Consider the following 16081-nt stretch of genomic DNA (forward strand, 5'->3'; position numbering starts at 1 on the left):
AGTCGACGCGATTCAGTTGACGAACCGCAGGTCCGAAATGGTCTGGCTGGCAACCAGCATCACGTAGAAGTCGGTGAGCACGAGGGTGCCGAGGGTGGTCCAGGCCAGCGCCATGTGGCGGGTGTTGAGCTTGGAGACCTGGGTCCAGAACCAGTACCGCACCGGATGCGCGGAGAAGTGCTTGAGCCTGCCGCCCGCGATGTGCCTGCACGAGTGGCACGACAGCGTGTAGGCCCACAGCAGGATCACGTTGACCAGCAGCACGATGTTGCCGAGGCCGAAGCCGAAACCGCCGGTCTCCCCGTGGAACGCGGTGATCGCGTCGTAGGTGTTGATCAGCGAGACCACCAGCGCCACATAGAAGAAGTAGCGGTGCGAGTTCTGGATGATCAGCGGCAGCCGCGACTCACCGGTGTAGCGCGCGTGCGGTTCGGCGACGGCGCAGGCGGGCGGGGAGAACCACACCGACCGGTAGTAGGCCTTGCGGTAGTAGTAGCAGGTCAGCCGGAAGCCGAGCAGGAACGGCAGCACCACGAAGCCGAGCGGGATCCACATCGGCAGCTCGCCGAACGGGGTGCCGAAGTGGCTCGAGCCGGGGACGCAGGAGTCGCTCAGGCAGGGGGAGTAGAACGGCGTCAGATAGTGGTACTGCGGCACCCAATAGGCCGTGCGCACAAAGGATCTGATCGTCGCGTAGACGATGAAGGCGCCGAGTCCGATCGCGGTGAGCAGTGGTGGCAGCCACCAGCGGTCGGTGCGCAGGGTCCGCGCGGCGATGCGGGCCCTCGTCTTGCTGAACACGCCCGTCCCGGACGACGGGCTGGTGGTCGGTGCGGCACTCACGGTGGATGCCTCGCTGATCTAGGCCGTGCGGCGGTTGATCATTCCCCACCGCGATGGATTGTGATGTGGAGCACCATACGCCTGTGTTCTCGCCGCTCGAGCCGGGTCTCACTCAACCGACCGTTTCACCCTCCGGTGATCTCTGTCACAGCAATAACTCCCGTGACAGCCGGTCACGCCCGTGCAACAAACCTGTGGTGCCCTGTGACGATGAGAAGAGCCGCGATCGTGGCGCCCGTCCGCACGCCGAGTGGCGTGGAGGGCGGTGCGCTGTCCGGGATGCCCGCCGAGTGGTTGGCGACCACGGTCCTCTCGGCCGTGATCGAGCGTTCGGGGATCGACCCGCTACGCATCGAGGACGTCGCGATGGCCTGTGTCGACGGCGGTCTCTCCGACGTGCCCGCGATCGGCGCGCTGGCCGCGCGCGGTGCCGGACTGCCGTTCGCGGTGCCCGGTTTCCTCACCGACCGGCACGGTGGCAGCGGCCTACAGGCGGTGATCACCGCGGCGATGATGGTGCAGACCGGCGCGGCCGATGTGGTGGTGGCCGGTGGCGTCGAGTGCGCGCCCGCGCGGGCCGGGCTGCCCGGCGGCCGGGAGGGTCTGCACAACGCCGAACGGCTCGCGCACTACTACGGCATCGACCGCAATGCCGCCGACGAGTTCGCCGTGGCGAGTCATCGGAAGGCGGCGCGGGCCTGGCGGCAGGGCGCGTTCGGCGCCGAGGTGGTGCCGGTCGGCGTCGCCGCGGGGTCGCTCGAGCATCAGATCCGCCGGGACGAGGGCGTGCGCGACGACCTGTCGACGCACACGCTGGCGGGGCTGCGGCCGCTGCTCGCCGACGGTGTCGTCACCGTGGGCAATATGAGTACGCACCGGCTCGGCGCGTCGGCCTGCCTGGTCGTCGCCGAGGACCGGTTGGCCGACCTCGGCCTGATCCCGATGGCGTTCCTGGCGGGCTGGGCCGCCGCGGGCTGCGACAGCGAGGGCCCGGCGCTCGGCGCGGCGCCCGCGGTGGCGAAGCTGCTGGCCCGCACCGGCTGCTCGCTCGACGAGGTCGACCTGCTCGAGATCAACGAGGGCTACGCGGTGGAGGTGCTCGCCCTGGCCACCGAATGGGAGATCGACCCGCACGACCGGCTGAATGTGAACGGCTCCGATATCGCCCTCGGGCACCCGGTCGGCGCCACCGGCCTGCGGATCATGACGACGATGCTGCACGAGCTGGGCCGCACCGGCGGCCGCTACGGCCTGGAGGCGATCGCGCTCGGCCACGACCATGGCATCGCGGCGCTGTTCGAATCGGCCGACTCCGACGAGCCGACCGAGACCCCGCGCGGGGCCAGGTTCCACGGGGTCCGTCCGGGGCGCCGGTTCGGCAGGCATCGCGCCTGACAGGGGTCGGCGCGGCGACCCTGGGTGGCAGGACCGCCGCGCCGGTGAACAGGTCTGACTATTTACTTGGTTCTCGGCCGGGAGTGGAAACCCAGGCCCTCGTCCTGAGCGCCCATCCAGGCGGCCTCGTCGGACTTGCTGTCCGGTACGTAGATCGGTTCGGACCTGCGTGGGACGGCGAGCTCCGGCGGTGGCGCCTGCTCGAACTCCTCGGCATCGATGACGAGCCGCTCCAGGTCGTTCTCCAGCCGGCGCACGGTGGCCGCGTCGCCGTAGTTGGAGCGCAGTGCGCCGATCGATTGCCGGAGTTGACCGACCGCGTAGCGCAGTTCCGCGATATCGCTGCGTGTCATCGTTACCTCCTGTGTATATGGCGGGCATACCGACTCGTCGGATCACCTGGCATGCCCGTGAACTCCCGGGCCGCACTGCACCGAGCCGTGTGACTCACCACACAACGTGATCTCCACCACAATAACCGAGCTTTTCGGTTTGTGCCCGAAGTTGGCCCGGATCGGACGATTGCCGTCCGGTAACTCCGGGTCTCAGCCCGCGACCGCGTAGTGCTTGCGGACCCCCGCCGCGGCGCGTTCGACGAGCGCCGCGATCGACCCCGCGACCTCCTCGGCGCGCTCGAGGATGACGCTGTGTCCCGCCCCCTCGATCCGCACCAGCTCGGCGCCCGCCAGTTGCGAGGCCAGCACCACCGAGTGGGTGAACGGCACCATCAGATCGGCCGAGCCGGCCAGTACCAGCGCGGGCAGGTCGCCCAGCCGGGCCAGGGTGCGCGCCTCGTCGAAGGTCAGCAGTGAGCTGAGGAATCCCGACATGGTCAGCAGCGGCGTCTCGTTCAGGATCGCGGTCGCGACCGCGGCGACCCGGGGATTCACCCGGCGCGTCCCGGTGGCCGCCTCACGGATCAGCGGCCCGAAGATCCAGCGCGAGAAGCGCTTCGAGGCCTGCATCACCCGGGGCGCGCGCAGCACCGCGTGCTGGAGCGAGGCCACGGCGTGCCGGTTGAGCAGCCGGCCGAGGCCGACCTCGGTGATCCCGCCCGCCGCGCCCGCGATCAGCCCGATCCCGGCGACCCTGGTGCCGATCGCCGCGGGGAACAGCCGGGCGTAGGCCAGCAGCACCATCGCGCCCATCGAGTGCCCGACCAGCACCACCGGGCCGTTCGGCGCGATCGCCCGCAGCACCGCGTCGAGGTCGGTGGCCAGCTGATCGATGGTGTAGGTCGCGTGGTCGGCGTGGCCGGATTCGCCGTGGCCGCGGTGGTCGTAGAAGACCATCCTGGTCTCGGCGTCCCAGTGCCGGAGCAGGTGCTCGCGCAGGAACGCCCAGGACTCGGTGTGCAGGCAGTGGCCGTGGACGAAGACGACGGTCAGCGCGGCGTCGGCGGCTCCGAAGGTGCGGACCGCGATCGGCACACCGTCGTCGGTGACGACGGTGGCGCGCCGGCCGACGAGATCGGTGGTGGCGAACGACTTCGACATAGCGGCCTCCCGCGGTTCTGGAGCGCTGGCCGCGGCCCGCCGGGGAGGTAGGCCGCGTACTGGGTGTTTCGACTCTGATTTCCGGCCCGTTAGCCCGCCAATCCTGGCGTTATCCAGCCGATGCGCAACCGAATCCGGGCGACCTCTCGCCGTTATGCAGGAGATTCTTCGGGTCTCTAGTCCTCGGACTAGAAATCCGTAGATCATCGTCGACAGGGTTCTCTTCGGCTTTCTGTCGAAAGTGCTAGAAAGCGGCAGAGAGCTATACGCTCCGGAGATACCGGCCGAAGTGCGGGACCGTGAACCCGATCGTGCCGCGCTCGGCCGAGTAGATCAGGCCCTTCTTGATCAGGCCGTCGCGCGCGGGGGAGACCGAGGCGGGCTTGCGGCCGAGCTCGGCGGCGACCGCCGAGGTGGCGACCGGGCCGTCGTCGCCGGCCAGGTCGGCCATCGCGCGCATGTACTCGCGCTCGGCGGGCGTCGCGCGTTCGTACCGGGAGCCGAAGAACCCGACCGCCAGTTCCTCCTCCGCGGCGGGCGCGGCCACCTCGACGTCCTCGGCGGTGATCGGGCTGTCCGGCGCCTGGTCCCAGGCCGCCTTGCCGTAGGCCTGCACGAAATACGGGTAGCCGTCGGCCTTCTGGTAGAGCGAGTCGAGCGCGTCCTCGGTGAACTTCACCTCTTCGCGCTCTGCCGGAGCGATCAGCGCGAGGTCGGCCGCCTGCCGGTCGAGCCGGTCGATGCGGTGATAGCTGAACAGTCGCTCCGAATAGCTCTTGGAGGCCGACAGCACCGCGGGCAGATGCGGCAGCCCGGCGCCGACGACGATCAATGGCGCGCCGTCCTGGCTCAGCTCGTGGCAGGCGCCGCAGATCGCCGACACGTCGGCCGGGCCGAGATCCTGCATCTCGTCGATGAAGATGCCGATCCCGACGCCGATGTCGGCGGCCAGCGCCGCCGCCTCCTTGAACAGCTCGATCAGGTCGATCTCGATGTCGCCCGAATCGGCGCGGCCGGTCACCGCGGGCACGTCGATGCCGGGCTGCCAGCGTTCGCGCATGCCCTTGTCGGCGGTGGCGCGCAGGGCGAAGGCCTTGAGGATGCCGAGGAAGTCGTCGACGTGTTCGGGATTGCGATGCGCCATCGCGATCGCACGCACCGCCATGTGCAGCGCCGAGGACAGCGGCCTGCGCAGATCCTGGTCCGGCCGCGCCTCGATCTTGCCGGTGCCCCAGCCGCGCGAGATCGCCGCCGAACGAAGCTGGTTGAGCAGCACGGTCTTTCCGACCCCGCGCAGTCCGGTGAGCATCACGCTGCGCTCCGGCCTGCCCCTGGCCACTCGCTCGAGCACGATGTCGAAGGCGGCGAGTTGCTTGTCGCGCCCGGCCAATTCGGGTGGACGTTGGCCGGCGCCGGGAGCGTAGGGATTGCGCACGGGGTCCATGCCGGACAACCGTAGCGCGGATCGGCAGGGGAATCTCGGTAACTCTGGGCTGTGTCCTAGATACTGCTAGCGAACCGGAGACACCGAGTCGACAGCGAACGGAGCGGCATGGCCGAGGAACCCCAGCGGAACGCGCACGGTGAGCCGATGGTGACGTCGACGGCCGCCTACCTCGACGCGCTGCGGCTGCCACCGGACGCGCACCTGACCGAGTCGATCCGGGTGTTCCTGCGCGCCGCCGTCTCCGAGCCGGGTGCCGACGACCTGCAGACGATGTCGGCCATGGCGCTGGGTCCGCTGCTGATCGCCGTCGGCAGGCTGGAGGTCGATCTAGCGGACGCGCGCACCCGCGTCGCCGAGCTGGAACGGGCGCTCGGCCGCCGCGACGGACACCGCTGATAACGATCGGCGCGCGGGTGTAACGACTCGTGACCCGTGGCGACACGCCGGGGAGAAGGCTCTTGTTCAGGGCTTTCGCGGATGCGGGAAAACAACTTGCGTGCTTCGCTGGACAGCTTCCATCACAGGCCGTAATCTTCTCGTGACTTAGTGGAGTCTGTCGCTTCGTCAGAGAAACGGCGCCATTGAGTCACCGCCGAATAGTTGTCGTCGCCAAGCGATTCCGACGACCGGTGGTGGAGCAGCAAGAGGGAGACTCGTCTCGGTGGGTAAACACAGCTTGCAGCGGGATTCTCGTCTGCCGAATTCCGTCAAGGGTGCCCTCGTCATGGGTGCGGTGGCCGCCACGACCGGTGCGATGCCCGCGATCTCGCAGGCCGCCACGATCAACATTCCCGGCCTCGGTAACTTCGATCTGCCGCCGGAGCTCGAGCAGCCCGCGCAGCAGGTGGAGAAGCAGCTTCAGGCGATGGTCGCGCCGCAGGGCCAGGCCGCCCCGCAGCTGCCGAGCGTCACCTTCGACAACCCCTTCCAGCAGCAGCAGTCGGCGGGCAACGTCGCGCTCGACGCCGCGCGGACCAAGCTCGGCGCGGTCTACAGCTGGGGTGCCGCAGGCCCGTCGAGCTTCGACTGCTCCGGCCTCGTGCAGTGGGCGTACCGCCAGGCCGGTATCGAACTGCCGCGTACCAGCTTCGAGCAGTCGCACGTCGGCGCGCCGGTGTCCTTCGACAACCTGCAGGCCGGTGACATCGTCATCACCAACGGTGGCGGCCACGTCGGCATCTACGCGGGCAACGGTCAGCTGCTGAACGCGGTGCAGTCGGGCACCCCGGTGTCCTACACCCACCTCAGCGCCGACGACGTCGTCACGGCTCGCCGTATCGTCTAAGGGGTGACCCCCGCAGAACAACGTTCCACCACCCAGGCCCGTGTGGACTCCTGGACCTGGGCGGTTCGATTGTTCAAAACGCGCTCGGCTGCGGCGGAAGCCTGCCGCGCCGGACACGTGCGGATCAACGGCGTCACCGTCAAGCCCGCGCAGCAGGTGAAGCTCGGCGACGAGGTGCGGATCCGGCACGCCGGACTCGAGCGCATCGTGGTGGTCGAGCGGATCATCCACAAGCGCGTCGGACCACCGATCGCCGCGCAGTGCATGATCGACCGCAGCCCGCCGCCACCGCCGAAGGAAGTCCTCGCCTCGATCCCGCAGCGCGAGCGCGGCGCGGGCAGGCCGACGAAACGCGAACGCCGCGAAACGGATCGACTGATGGGCCGTACCGACTAGCGCGACTCTGACTCAGCGCTACGCGGTGCCTTCGCCGCCAGTCTGCTCGCCGCGATCGTCGCGAGACCGATCGTGCACAGGGTGGCCAGCATGATCGCCGACCCCTCGCCGGGCACCAGCACGCCCAGCTGACTACCCACCGTCACCGCGGCGACCGGCACCCCGATCTGCGCCGCCGCCAGCGTGCCGTAGGCCAGCGGCTGACCGACCAGGCGCGCGGTCCAGTGCACCACGACCGCGCCGACGCCGAGCGCGATCCCGAGCAGGATCAGCTCCGGATGCGCACCCAGCTCGCGCAGGTCCAGCCGCGCCCCGAGCCAGACGAAGAACAGCGGCGCCAGCAGCCCGTCGCTGATCGCGAACACCTGCTTGGCCACCCGCCGTGGCTCGCCGATCCCGGCCACCGCCAGTCCGGCCGCGAAGCCGCCGAGCATGATCGAGACGTGCATCGTGCTGGCCACGCCGCACAGCAGGAAGACCAGCACCAGGCTCACCCGCAGTTCGAGGGTGAACTTGCGCTCCTCGGACACCTCGTGCACCTGCCGCCGCGCACCGGTCTTCTCCAGGTACCGCAGGATCAGGAACATCACGCCGGCGCAGGCGGCGACGACCACCGCGCCGATCGCGGCCCGCAGCGCGTTGTCCGGGTCGATCACCAGCGGCAACGCGACGATGCAGGCGGTGTCGGCGATGGCGACCTGCGCGGTGAGGGCGAGGACCGGCGGCCCGCTCAGTTTCAGCGAGTCGATGATCGGCAACGCCATCGCCGCCGAGGACGACGCCATCAGCACCGCGTAGATCGCGGCGTGGCCGATGCCGACGGCCTGCGCTACCGCCCAGCCCGCGACCGCGGCGACGACGCCGACCAGCACCGCCCGCACCACGCCGGCGCCGAGCGCGCCGCGCACGGCGGGGTCGCGCACCGGCACGTGCGTGCCCGCCGCGAACATCACCAGCGCGAATCCCATGTCGGCCAGGAACATGAAGATCGGATCGCTCGCGTCCAGGATCTGCAGACCCGTCGTACCGAAGATGATCCCGGCCAGCAGTTCACCGAGGATGACCGGCAGATGCAGCCGCTTCGGCAGCGCGAGCAGTGGCCCGATCACCCCGAGCGCGACGATCAGCGCCAGGGTCGCGAAGGTCACGGCATCGCGGCGATCTTGGCGGGGATCTCGGCGTTCTCGTCGGCGAAGTAGAGCGCGCAGACCCGGTGGTACCCGTCGGCGATGAGCATCGGCACGTTCTTGCGGCAGTCACCGCGGACCAGCAGGATCGGCGAGAGCTTCTTGCCCTCGTTGATCTTGAGCAGGTCCTTGCGCACGTGCGGGTTGTCCGGGGTCAGGGCCTCGAGCTGGGAGGCGCGCAGGATGTCCTTCGCCTTCTTCACGACCACCGGCGCGCTGCGGAGATCGGCGACGATCGCCTCGACCACCGTCGCGTCGCCGAGCAGCTCGAGATAGTCGGCGGCGGCCGGGTAGTCGTGTTCCTCCGGGGTGGCCTTCCACTGCACCTGGATGATTTGGTCTGCCATCGAATCATCATCCGCCGCTGGTGCCCGGTTAGCGGGAGAGTCGCTGGATGTTGTCGTTTGTTTGCGCGATCGGTATCCGGGCGCCGGGCCCCGAAAAGTACGCGGTGGTCGGGTTGTGGGCGATCGCCTACGGTGGCAACTATGGGTGAGCGCAGGACGATGTTATCGACGCTTCTCGCCTGCTGTGTCGCTGTCGTCGCGACGGTGCCGCGGCTGCTGTGGCCGCGTCCCGCCGACCACGCGTTCCTGGCCGCGCTCGAGTCGGCGCCGCTGCCGAAGGCGCGCGCGACCGTTGCCCTCACCGCGCTCGTCCAGGCCGAGATGTCCGCGCCCACAGCGATCGTCGCCGAGGGCGCGCGGACGCTGCGGTCGACGCCGCTGACCATGTCGACCTTCCTGGTGCGGCACCCGTCGGCCACCTTCCTGGTCGATCCGGCGATCTGCGCCGGCGTGCACGAGCGGGTGCTGCCCGAGCTGCCGTTCCCCGTCCCGCTGCTGGTCGCGCCCGATCAGCCGGTGCGCGGCCTGAGCGAGGTGCTGGCCGCGCACGAGCTGACCGGCGCCGACATCGATTTCGTGCTGCCGACGCACCTGCACTGGGACCACGTCGCCGGGCTCTACGAGCTGCCCGGCTGGGTGCCGATCCGGGTGCCCGGCGTCGAATACCAGTGGGCGATGGGCGGATCGCAGGCCCCGCTCGGGGTCGCCAGGGGTCCGCTGCGCGGTCGCGTCTTCGACCTCTACGACCTCGACGGACCGCCGGTGCTCACCTTCACCCGCAGCCACGACCTGTTCGGCGACGGCGCGGTCGTGCTGGTCGACCTGGCCGGGCACACGCCGGGCAGCATCGGCGTGCTGCTCGCCGTCGACGACGGGTCGCGGGTGCTGCTGGCGGGCGACGCGGTGTGGAGCACCCTGCAGGTCGAGCTGCTGCGGGAGAAGGCCCCGCTGCCGGGCGACCTGCTCGACGACGATCGCGACGCCGCCTTCGAGACCCTGCACCGCCTGCACGCGCTGCCCGAAGACATCGAGTTGATCCCCGGCCACGATCGCGCCGCCGTCACCGCCCGCGCGCCGCGCTGAGCTTCAGCGCGCGGCCAGTCCGGCGGCCACGCTCGGGTAGCGCGGCCGCCAGCCCAGTTCCTCGTGGGCCAGTGCGCTCGAGATCCGCATCGACGTCTCCGTCATCAGCGCCCCGATATAGGGCACGGCCAGCCGGATCAGCCACGCGGGCAGCCGGATCGGGCGGGGCGTGCCGTGGCTGCGGGCGACCTCGGTGAGGAAGTCACGCCAGGTGATCGGGGTGTCGTCGGCCAGGTTGTAGGCCCGGCCCGGGGTACCGCGTTCGAGCGCGGCGACGGTCGCGGCGGCGGCGTCCTCGACGTGGATCCAGCTGTTGACGCCGCCGGACCCGAGCGGCCCGACCGGCGTGTGCTTGCGCATCATGTCGGCGAACAGGTCGCTGAACGCGCCGGGTCCGTAGAACAGCCCGTACCGCAACGCGATGCCGTCCACGCCCGGCGTCTCGAGCACCTGCTGTTCGCCCGCGACGGTCGCGCGCACCACCTCGTCGGCAACGCCACCGGTGCACACCCCGAACGGATCGCTCTCGGTCAGCGGCCGGTCACCGTGATCGAGGTAGCCGTAGCCGAGGATCAGCGACTGGGTGACGAAGCGACCAGCGCCGACCAGCTCGGCCGCGGCGAGCAGATTGGCCGTGCCTGCGGTGCGCAGCAGACCGGTCGGGTCGTCGGCGGGAATCCGGCGCTGCACCTTGGCATCGCGCAGCGCGGTCGCCTCGTGGATCACGGCGTCGGCCGCGGTCCCGTCGAGCGCGCGCAGCAGCCCGTCGCGATCGAGCACGTCGGCGGTGACCGGCTCGGCGCCGAGTTCGCGCACCAGCGGATGGGCGTCGGGACTGCGCACGATGGCCGAGACCTGGTGCCCGTTCGCGGTCAGCGCGCGGATCAGCGGACGACCGATGGCGCCCGTGGCGCCTGCGAGCAGAACCTGCATGGGAGTTCCTTCCGGCGGAGTGAGTGTTTCCCTGCTTCCTGGACGAATCGGGCACCGGCGATGTGACGGTCTGTGACGGGCTTCACCCGGTGTACGGTGACCGGGAATTGGGCCGATGTCACGGCGGGTCGACGGCGTGTCGGTGTGTATCGTGCGGCTCATGCGAGTCGACGGTCGGGAGATCCCGGTCACGGGAAGTCTCCTGCAGCCGCTGATCCGACGTACCAGCGACATCATCCGGGTCGTGCTGGCCGCGCTCGGGGTCGGTGTGGTGATCGCGGGCTCGCTGATCACCCGGCCGGAGTGGTTGGCGCTGGAACGTTCGGTGTCCAGAATCGTCGACTTCCTCAGCCCGGATCAGTCCACCCTGGTGTACCTGGTCTACGGCATGCTCATCCTCGCGCTGCCGTTCGCGATCCTGATCGAACTGGTGCTGCGCAGGCAGTGGAAGCTGCTGGCCGGCTACGCCGCGGCCGGGATGTTCGCGGTCCTCGCGCTCTCGATCACCGGGTCCGGCATCTCCACGCCGAAATGGCATATGCCGGTGCCGGATCGCTTCGACACCTTCCTCTCGCAGTTCCTCGACGACCCACGCTGGATCGCGATGCTCGCGGCCATGCTCACCGTCTCCAGTCCGTGGTTGCCGCCGCGGCCGCGGCGGTGGATGTGGTTCCTGCTGTTGATGTTCGCGCCCATCCACCTGGTCGTCAGCTCGGTGGTGCCCGCGCGGGCCATGCTCGGCCTGGTGGTCGGCTGGCTGGTCGGCGCGGTGATCGTCTGGCTGGTCGGCACCCCGGCGCTGGAGGTGCCGCTGGAAGCGGCGGTGCGGGTGCTGGCCCGGCGCGGCTATACCGTGCGGGCCTTCCGGGTCGACCGGCCCGCCGGGCGCGGTCCGCTGCTGCTGGGGACCGAGGTCGACGGGCCGGAGTCCGAGATCGTCGTCGAGATGTACGGCCGCGATCAGCGCAGCTTCGGCGCGATCAGACAGCTGTGGCGCTGGATCACCTTCCGGTCCAGCGAGACCGCCCCGCTGCACGGTTCGATGCATCGGGCGGTGGAGCACCGGGCGCTGATGGGCATCGCCATCGGTGACCTCGGCATGGCCGATTGTCACCAGGTCGCCGTCGCCGGTCTGGACCGTGGCTGGATGCTGTACGCGCACACCGTCCCGCACGGCACCCCGATCCGGAAGCTGTCCGCGCAGGTGCTGCCCGGGGTGTGGCGTTCGCTGCTGCGCCTGCACGAGAACCAGATCAGCCTCGGTGATCTGCAACCCGACAACGTGCGAGTCCACCAGGGCGACACCCTGTTCGGCGGTTTCGCCTTCGCCGAGTTCGGCGCGGCCGACGCGCAGCGCCAGACCGACATCGCCCAGCTGCTGGTCGCGACGACCTCGCTCTACGGCAAGCACGAGGCGGTGTCGGCGGCGATCGAGGTGCTCGGCGAGGCCACGGTGATCACCGCGGCCCGGCGCCTCACCAAATCGGCCATGCCGACCGGCATCCGCAAGTCGGTGCCGCAGTGGACCAAGGTCATGGCGACTGCGCGCGAGGAGATCCGCGAGCAGACCGGTCACGACCGGATCCGCCCCGAACAGCTCACCCGCTTCACCCGCAACCAGATCATCCAGCTGGTGCTGCTGGTCGCCCTGGTCTACGTGGCATATCCCTTCTTCAGCCAGGTGCCGACCTTCTTCAGCCAGCTGCGCACGCTGAACTGGTGGTGGGCGCTGCTCGGCCTGGTGATCTCGGCGGCCACCTATGTCGGCGCGGCCGTGGCGCTCGGCGCCTGCGCGGACTGGGTCGTTCGGTTCCGCGACCTGTTCCTGGAACAGCTGGCCAACACCTTCGTCGCGACCACGACGCCCGCGGGCGTCGGCGGGCTGGCGCTGAGCGTGCGGTTCCTGCAGCAGGCCGGGATGACGACCATGCGGGCGACCGCCGCCGTGGCGCTACAGCAATCGGTGCAGGTCATCACCCATCTCGTGCTGCTCGTCATCTTCAGCGTGGTGGCGGGCACCTCGACCAACCTCGCGCACATCGTGCCGGACGCGACCGTGCTGTACCTGGCCGCCGGCGTCGGGGTCGGCCTGATCGGCGCGTTCATGTTCGTGCCGACGCTGCGCCGCTGGGTGAACCAGTCGGTGCGCCCGCAGCTCAAGGAGGTCCTCGGCGAGCTCGTCGACCTGGCCCGCAATCCCGTCCGGTTCTCGATGATCGTCGGCGGCTGCGGCGCGATCACCCTCGGGCAGGCGCTGGCGCTGTGGGTCAGCGTCGAGGCCTTCGGCGGCGGAACCGATTTCGTCGCGGTCACCATCGTCACCATGATCGGTGGCACGCTGGCCTCGGCCGCGCCGACACCGGGTGGCGTCGGCGCGGTCGAGGCGGCGTTGATCGGTGGTCTGGCCGCCTTCGGCGTTCCCGCCGAGATCGCGGTGCCCGCCGTGCTGCTCTACCGCGTGCTGACCTGCTGGATTCCCGTCGCCCTCGGCTGGCCGATCATGCGCTGGATGGGCGAGAAGCAGATGATCTGAGCGATCAGTCCGCGCGCAGGGCGATCACCAGGCCGTCCTTGGTGCACACCGACGGGGTGGTGGCGTCGGGCTGGGCATTGCACTGCCAGCCGTCGACGACGACCGAATCCGACGGGCTGATCGTGGTGACATAGCTGGTGGCCACGTTGATCGCCACGGTGCAGCCGGGACGGCCCGCCGCGTTGCCGACCGCGATGACGGTGCGGCTGTGTCCGCCCGCGTCGGTGACCGGGCCGCAGTCCACGTCCACGGGCTGCGGCGACGGCGTTGGCGCGACATCGCTGGTGGTGGTGACCGGGGGTGGTTCCGGGGCGGACGACGGCGTCGGGCTCGGTGATGGCGGCGGTGCGATCGGGGTGCCGGTGGGGTCCGCGTTGGTGGTGGTGGGCGCGGTCGTCGTCATCGTCGTGCTCGTCGCGGGTGCGGCGTGTTCGTCGTTGTTGTCGCTACAACCGGACAGGCCCGCGAGCACGACGAGTCCGGCGGCGGCGGTGGCCGCGAGCCGAGTTGCTTTCACGCCAACCTCCAATAGATGTTTAACTCCCCAGTTGCTGGCGTATTCAATCATGGTGGCGCGCAATGCTGTCTGATCCACGCGGGGGAACGGCGCCTCGTGTTTTCCCCGGCGTGCCCGCGTGCTACCGGGCATTCCTGGTGTTGCCGGTGGCTTGCCGATCAGGCCGTACGGTCGGTTCCAATGGGCGATCGGCCGTCGGACGTGAACCGCCCCACAGCCGCCGCTGGTTGGTGCGGGGTGCGGTTCGAGCGCATAAACTGTCTGGGACGTAGCCGGATGATGACCGAGAGGTGTTGTTTCGATGGGATCCCGGACGGTGGTCGCCGACGTCGCCGACGAATTGGCGCGCCGGGTCGCGACCGGTGAGTACCGGCCCGGCGATCTGATGCCGTCGGTCCGCCAGGTCGCCGACGAGTTCGGGATGAACCGGGCCACCGCGCAACTCACCCTCGGCAGGCTCGAGTCCTACGGCTTCGTCGAGGCCCGCCGCGGCAAGGGCTTCACCATCCGCGACGTCCGGGAGGAGGGCGGCATGGATGTGTACCGGCATCTGTTCCGGTTCTCCGTCACCGCGCCCGCCGTCGCCGCGGAGATGTTCACCGACATCGTCGAGGTGGAGCGCGGCATCGTGCTCGAGGCGTTGCTCGGCTACACCGCCGCCGAGAAGGTTCTCGACTCCGCCGAGCTGGCCGCGGCCGTCGACGAGCTGGAGGCGATGGCCCGGCAGAGCGTGCCCGATCACGTCCGGATCATCACCGCCGAGATCGCGCTGGTGCGCCAGGTGCTCGGCGTGCTCGGGATGAGCATGCAACGCGCCGTGCTGAACTCGGTCGCCGACATGGTCGTCGAGGTGCCCGAGGCGGTCGCCGCCTACTTCGCCGTCGCCGCCGATCTGCACGTGCTCGTCTGGCGCGCGCTGCTCGCGGTGTGGGACGCCGATTCGGACCCGACCGAGGCGCAACTGGCCCTGTTCGAGGACCTGTTCGCGCTCTACCACGAGAAAGTCATCGCCCGCTTCGACGAGCTCGTCGGCGCGACACCGGCCGACGCCGCGGCCGCCACCGCCTGACCGAATTGCCTCAGCTGTCTGGGTCGGAACGCTCGGCGGCCTCGGCCTGATGCTGCCAGGGCAGGTGCCGGCCCTGCGGCAGCATCGAATCGATGATCGGGCCCACGTTCGGGGTGCGCGTCGCGGACAGACCCGAGCCGACCATCACCCCGAGCGCGATCGACATCACCGACAGCAGCGCCGACACCACCACCTCGAGTCCGCTCGCGGCCGTGGTGCCGGTGGTGTGCATGACCACCTCGGACACCCCGGTCAGGCTGATGCCGCCGGGTACCAGCATCCAGAACGCGGGCAGGAACGCCACCTGCCGCGGCGGCGCGTGCTTGCGGCCCTGGATCAGATAGGCGGCGGGCACCGCCATCAGGCCGCCGAGGAAGGCGCCCGTGAGCGGCCCCGACAGCGTCTTGCCGACGAACTGGGCCAGGTAGGTGACATACAGGACGAGCAGCAACCAGCCCACCGAGTTCTGCGGCGCGCTCGAGCGCCACGAGTGCCCGAAGCCGATCAGCAGCACCCCGATCAGTGGCGCCCACCAGCCCAGCTGGGCCTGGCTGACCGTCGGATTCGACAGCGGTCCGAGCACACTGATGCCCACGTAGAGCCCGAAGGCCAGCAGGAACAGCATGTTGATGCCGTAGACCACCCGGCTCGCGCCCGCGACCATCGACCCGGTCGCCAGCTCGATGGTGCCGTTGGTGAGCATCGCGCCGGGCAGCAGTGTGGCGATCGCCGGAATCACCAACTGGGTGGGCTGCCCACCCGAGAGCGTGCCGGGGAAGCCGAACGCCAGCACCGCGACCAGCGCCGCCGCGATCACCGGCAGGGCCAGGGACAGCAGCCGGACCTTGTCGGCGAGCTGGGTCAGCGCGCCGACGACCAGCCCGAGCACCACGTACCCGACCAGCGCCCTGGCCGCCGGATTGAGCATCATCCCCAGCCCGACGGTCAGCACCACCTGGCCGAGCAGGATCAGCCACGGCGGGCTGCCCGGTTTCGCCGACAGGATCGCGTCGAGTTCCCTCGCCGCCTCCCGCGGCGGCGGCGCGTCCGCCTCGATGTGGTCGATGAGCCGGTAGAGCCCGGCGATCTGGTCCAGCGGCAGGGTGCCGACCGAGGCGTCGAGCATGTCGATCGCGGACCCCTCCGCGGTGCGTACCCGCACGAACACCGCGGTGGGCAGCACCATGAAGTGGATGTTGTCGGTGCCGTAGCGCCTGGACAGCTTGTCGAGGATCTCCTGCACCCGCGCCGAGGTCTCGCTGGCGCCGACGAGCGCGACGCCGATGCGGCACAGCAGAATCAGCAGATCGGCGGGCACCGGTGGCTCGGCCGGATGCGGTGGTGACGGCGCGCCCGCCGCGTAGTCGGCTCTGACCCTGGCGATGGCGCGGGCGACCCTGCGCCGCGTCGCCGTCCAGGAAGAACTCTTGCCGTCCGAAGCCATGTCACCGCCGCAATTTTTCGGAGCGCTGGGCGCTCGAGTCGCGGCCCCTGGTGTCCCGCCGGTCAGGCAGCGGCGCCTGACCGGCGGGACGGCCGCGACGGCCGAC

General features: G+C 70.0%; 16 protein-coding genes. 7 read left to right on the forward strand and 9 right to left on the reverse strand.

All coding sequences use genetic code 11. The features are described from left to right. Positions 1-12: 12 nt before the first annotated feature. Positions 13-843: a hypothetical protein gene (locus tag AB0H54_RS01195; RefSeq protein ID WP_355275193.1), complete on the reverse strand. Its 831-nt coding sequence runs from the start codon at positions 841-843 to the stop codon at positions 13-15. A gap of 210 nt (positions 844-1053) precedes the next feature. On the opposite strand from AB0H54_RS01195, the gene AB0H54_RS01200 reads away from it, so the two are divergent. After that, positions 1054-2238 (forward strand): acetyl-CoA acetyltransferase, encoded by a 1185-nt coding sequence (locus tag AB0H54_RS01200; RefSeq protein WP_357341971.1) that lies wholly within the window; start codon positions 1054-1056, stop codon positions 2236-2238. Positions 2239-2300: 62 nt separating this feature from the next. On the opposite strand, the gene AB0H54_RS01205 is transcribed toward AB0H54_RS01200, so the two are convergent. The 3 genes from AB0H54_RS01205 to AB0H54_RS01215 form a co-directional block, all read right to left on the reverse strand. Continuing rightward, positions 2301-2591, reverse strand: coding sequence for a hypothetical protein (locus AB0H54_RS01205; protein ID WP_071930967.1), 291 nt, complete (start codon positions 2589-2591; stop codon positions 2301-2303). A gap of 192 nt (positions 2592-2783) precedes the next feature. After that, positions 2784-3734 (reverse strand): alpha/beta hydrolase, encoded by a 951-nt coding sequence (locus AB0H54_RS01210; protein ID WP_357341973.1) that lies wholly within the window; start codon positions 3732-3734, stop codon positions 2784-2786. Between the two features lie 262 nt (positions 3735-3996). Further along, on the reverse strand, positions 3997-5178 hold the full coding sequence (locus AB0H54_RS01215) for an AAA family ATPase (RefSeq protein WP_357341975.1): 1182 nt from the start codon (positions 5176-5178) through the stop codon (positions 3997-3999). Between the two features lie 108 nt (positions 5179-5286). Here AB0H54_RS01215 and AB0H54_RS01220 point away from each other — a divergent pair, with 108 nt between their 5' ends. The 3 genes from AB0H54_RS01220 (at position 5287) to AB0H54_RS01230 (ending at position 6862) form a co-directional block, all read left to right on the forward strand. Beyond that, on the forward strand, positions 5287-5577 hold the full coding sequence (locus AB0H54_RS01220) for a hypothetical protein (protein ID WP_355275186.1): 291 nt from the start codon (positions 5287-5289) through the stop codon (positions 5575-5577). A gap of 328 nt (positions 5578-5905) precedes the next feature. Next, entirely contained in the window at positions 5906-6466 is a 561-nt protein-coding gene (locus tag AB0H54_RS01225; protein ID WP_355275443.1) for a C40 family peptidase, read from the forward strand. 3 nt (positions 6467-6469) lie between these two features. Next, positions 6470-6862: an RNA-binding S4 domain-containing protein gene (locus AB0H54_RS01230; RefSeq protein WP_355275185.1), complete on the forward strand. Its 393-nt coding sequence runs from the start codon at positions 6470-6472 to the stop codon at positions 6860-6862. On the opposite strand, the gene AB0H54_RS01235 is transcribed toward AB0H54_RS01230, so the two are convergent. Together AB0H54_RS01235 and AB0H54_RS01240 are read right to left on the reverse strand one after the other, a co-directional pair. Further along, a complete protein-coding gene (locus AB0H54_RS01235; protein WP_357341977.1) occupies positions 6859-8010 on the reverse strand; it encodes a cation:proton antiporter in 1152 nt (383 codons plus the stop codon). The genes AB0H54_RS01230 and AB0H54_RS01235 overlap by 4 nt on opposite strands. Next, on the reverse strand, positions 8007-8396 hold the full coding sequence (locus AB0H54_RS01240; RefSeq protein WP_218718383.1) for a hypothetical protein: 390 nt from the start codon (positions 8394-8396) through the stop codon (positions 8007-8009). The genes AB0H54_RS01235 and AB0H54_RS01240 overlap by 4 nt, the downstream gene beginning before the upstream one ends. Before the next feature lie 141 nt (positions 8397-8537). On the opposite strand from AB0H54_RS01240, the gene AB0H54_RS01245 reads away from it, so the two are divergent. Then, the gene (locus tag AB0H54_RS01245; RefSeq protein WP_357341978.1) at positions 8538-9479 is read left to right on the forward strand and encodes an MBL fold metallo-hydrolase; all 942 of its coding nucleotides are present in this window, start codon (positions 8538-8540) and stop codon (positions 9477-9479) included. A gap of 3 nt (positions 9480-9482) precedes the next feature. On the opposite strand, the gene AB0H54_RS01250 is transcribed toward AB0H54_RS01245, so the two are convergent. Next, entirely contained in the window at positions 9483-10412 is a 930-nt protein-coding gene (locus tag AB0H54_RS01250; protein ID WP_357341979.1) for an NAD(P)-dependent oxidoreductase, read from the reverse strand. A 160-nt stretch (positions 10413-10572) separates the two neighbouring features. Here AB0H54_RS01250 and AB0H54_RS01255 point away from each other — a divergent pair, with 160 nt between their 5' ends. After that, positions 10573-12945 (forward strand): lysylphosphatidylglycerol synthase transmembrane domain-containing protein, encoded by a 2373-nt coding sequence (locus tag AB0H54_RS01255; RefSeq protein ID WP_357341980.1) that lies wholly within the window; start codon positions 10573-10575, stop codon positions 12943-12945. Positions 12946-12949: 4 nt separating this feature from the next. Here AB0H54_RS01255 and AB0H54_RS01260 read toward each other — a convergent pair whose 3' ends face one another. After that, positions 12950-13462, reverse strand: coding sequence for a hypothetical protein (locus tag AB0H54_RS01260; protein WP_357341982.1), 513 nt, complete (start codon positions 13460-13462; stop codon positions 12950-12952). Between the two features lie 301 nt (positions 13463-13763). Here AB0H54_RS01260 and AB0H54_RS01265 point away from each other — a divergent pair, with 301 nt between their 5' ends. After that, on the forward strand, positions 13764-14531 hold the full coding sequence (locus AB0H54_RS01265) for a GntR family transcriptional regulator (RefSeq protein WP_357341984.1): 768 nt from the start codon (positions 13764-13766) through the stop codon (positions 14529-14531). Between the two features lie 10 nt (positions 14532-14541). Here AB0H54_RS01265 and AB0H54_RS01270 read toward each other — a convergent pair whose 3' ends face one another. After that, the gene (locus AB0H54_RS01270; protein WP_357341986.1) at positions 14542-15975 is read right to left on the reverse strand and encodes a threonine/serine exporter family protein; all 1434 of its coding nucleotides are present in this window, start codon (positions 15973-15975) and stop codon (positions 14542-14544) included. Positions 15976-16081: the final 106 nt, after the last annotated feature.

The sequence above is a fragment of the Nocardia sp. NPDC050718 genome, from assembly GCF_040654235.1.
GTDB lineage: Bacteria > Actinomycetota > Actinomycetes > Mycobacteriales > Mycobacteriaceae > Nocardia.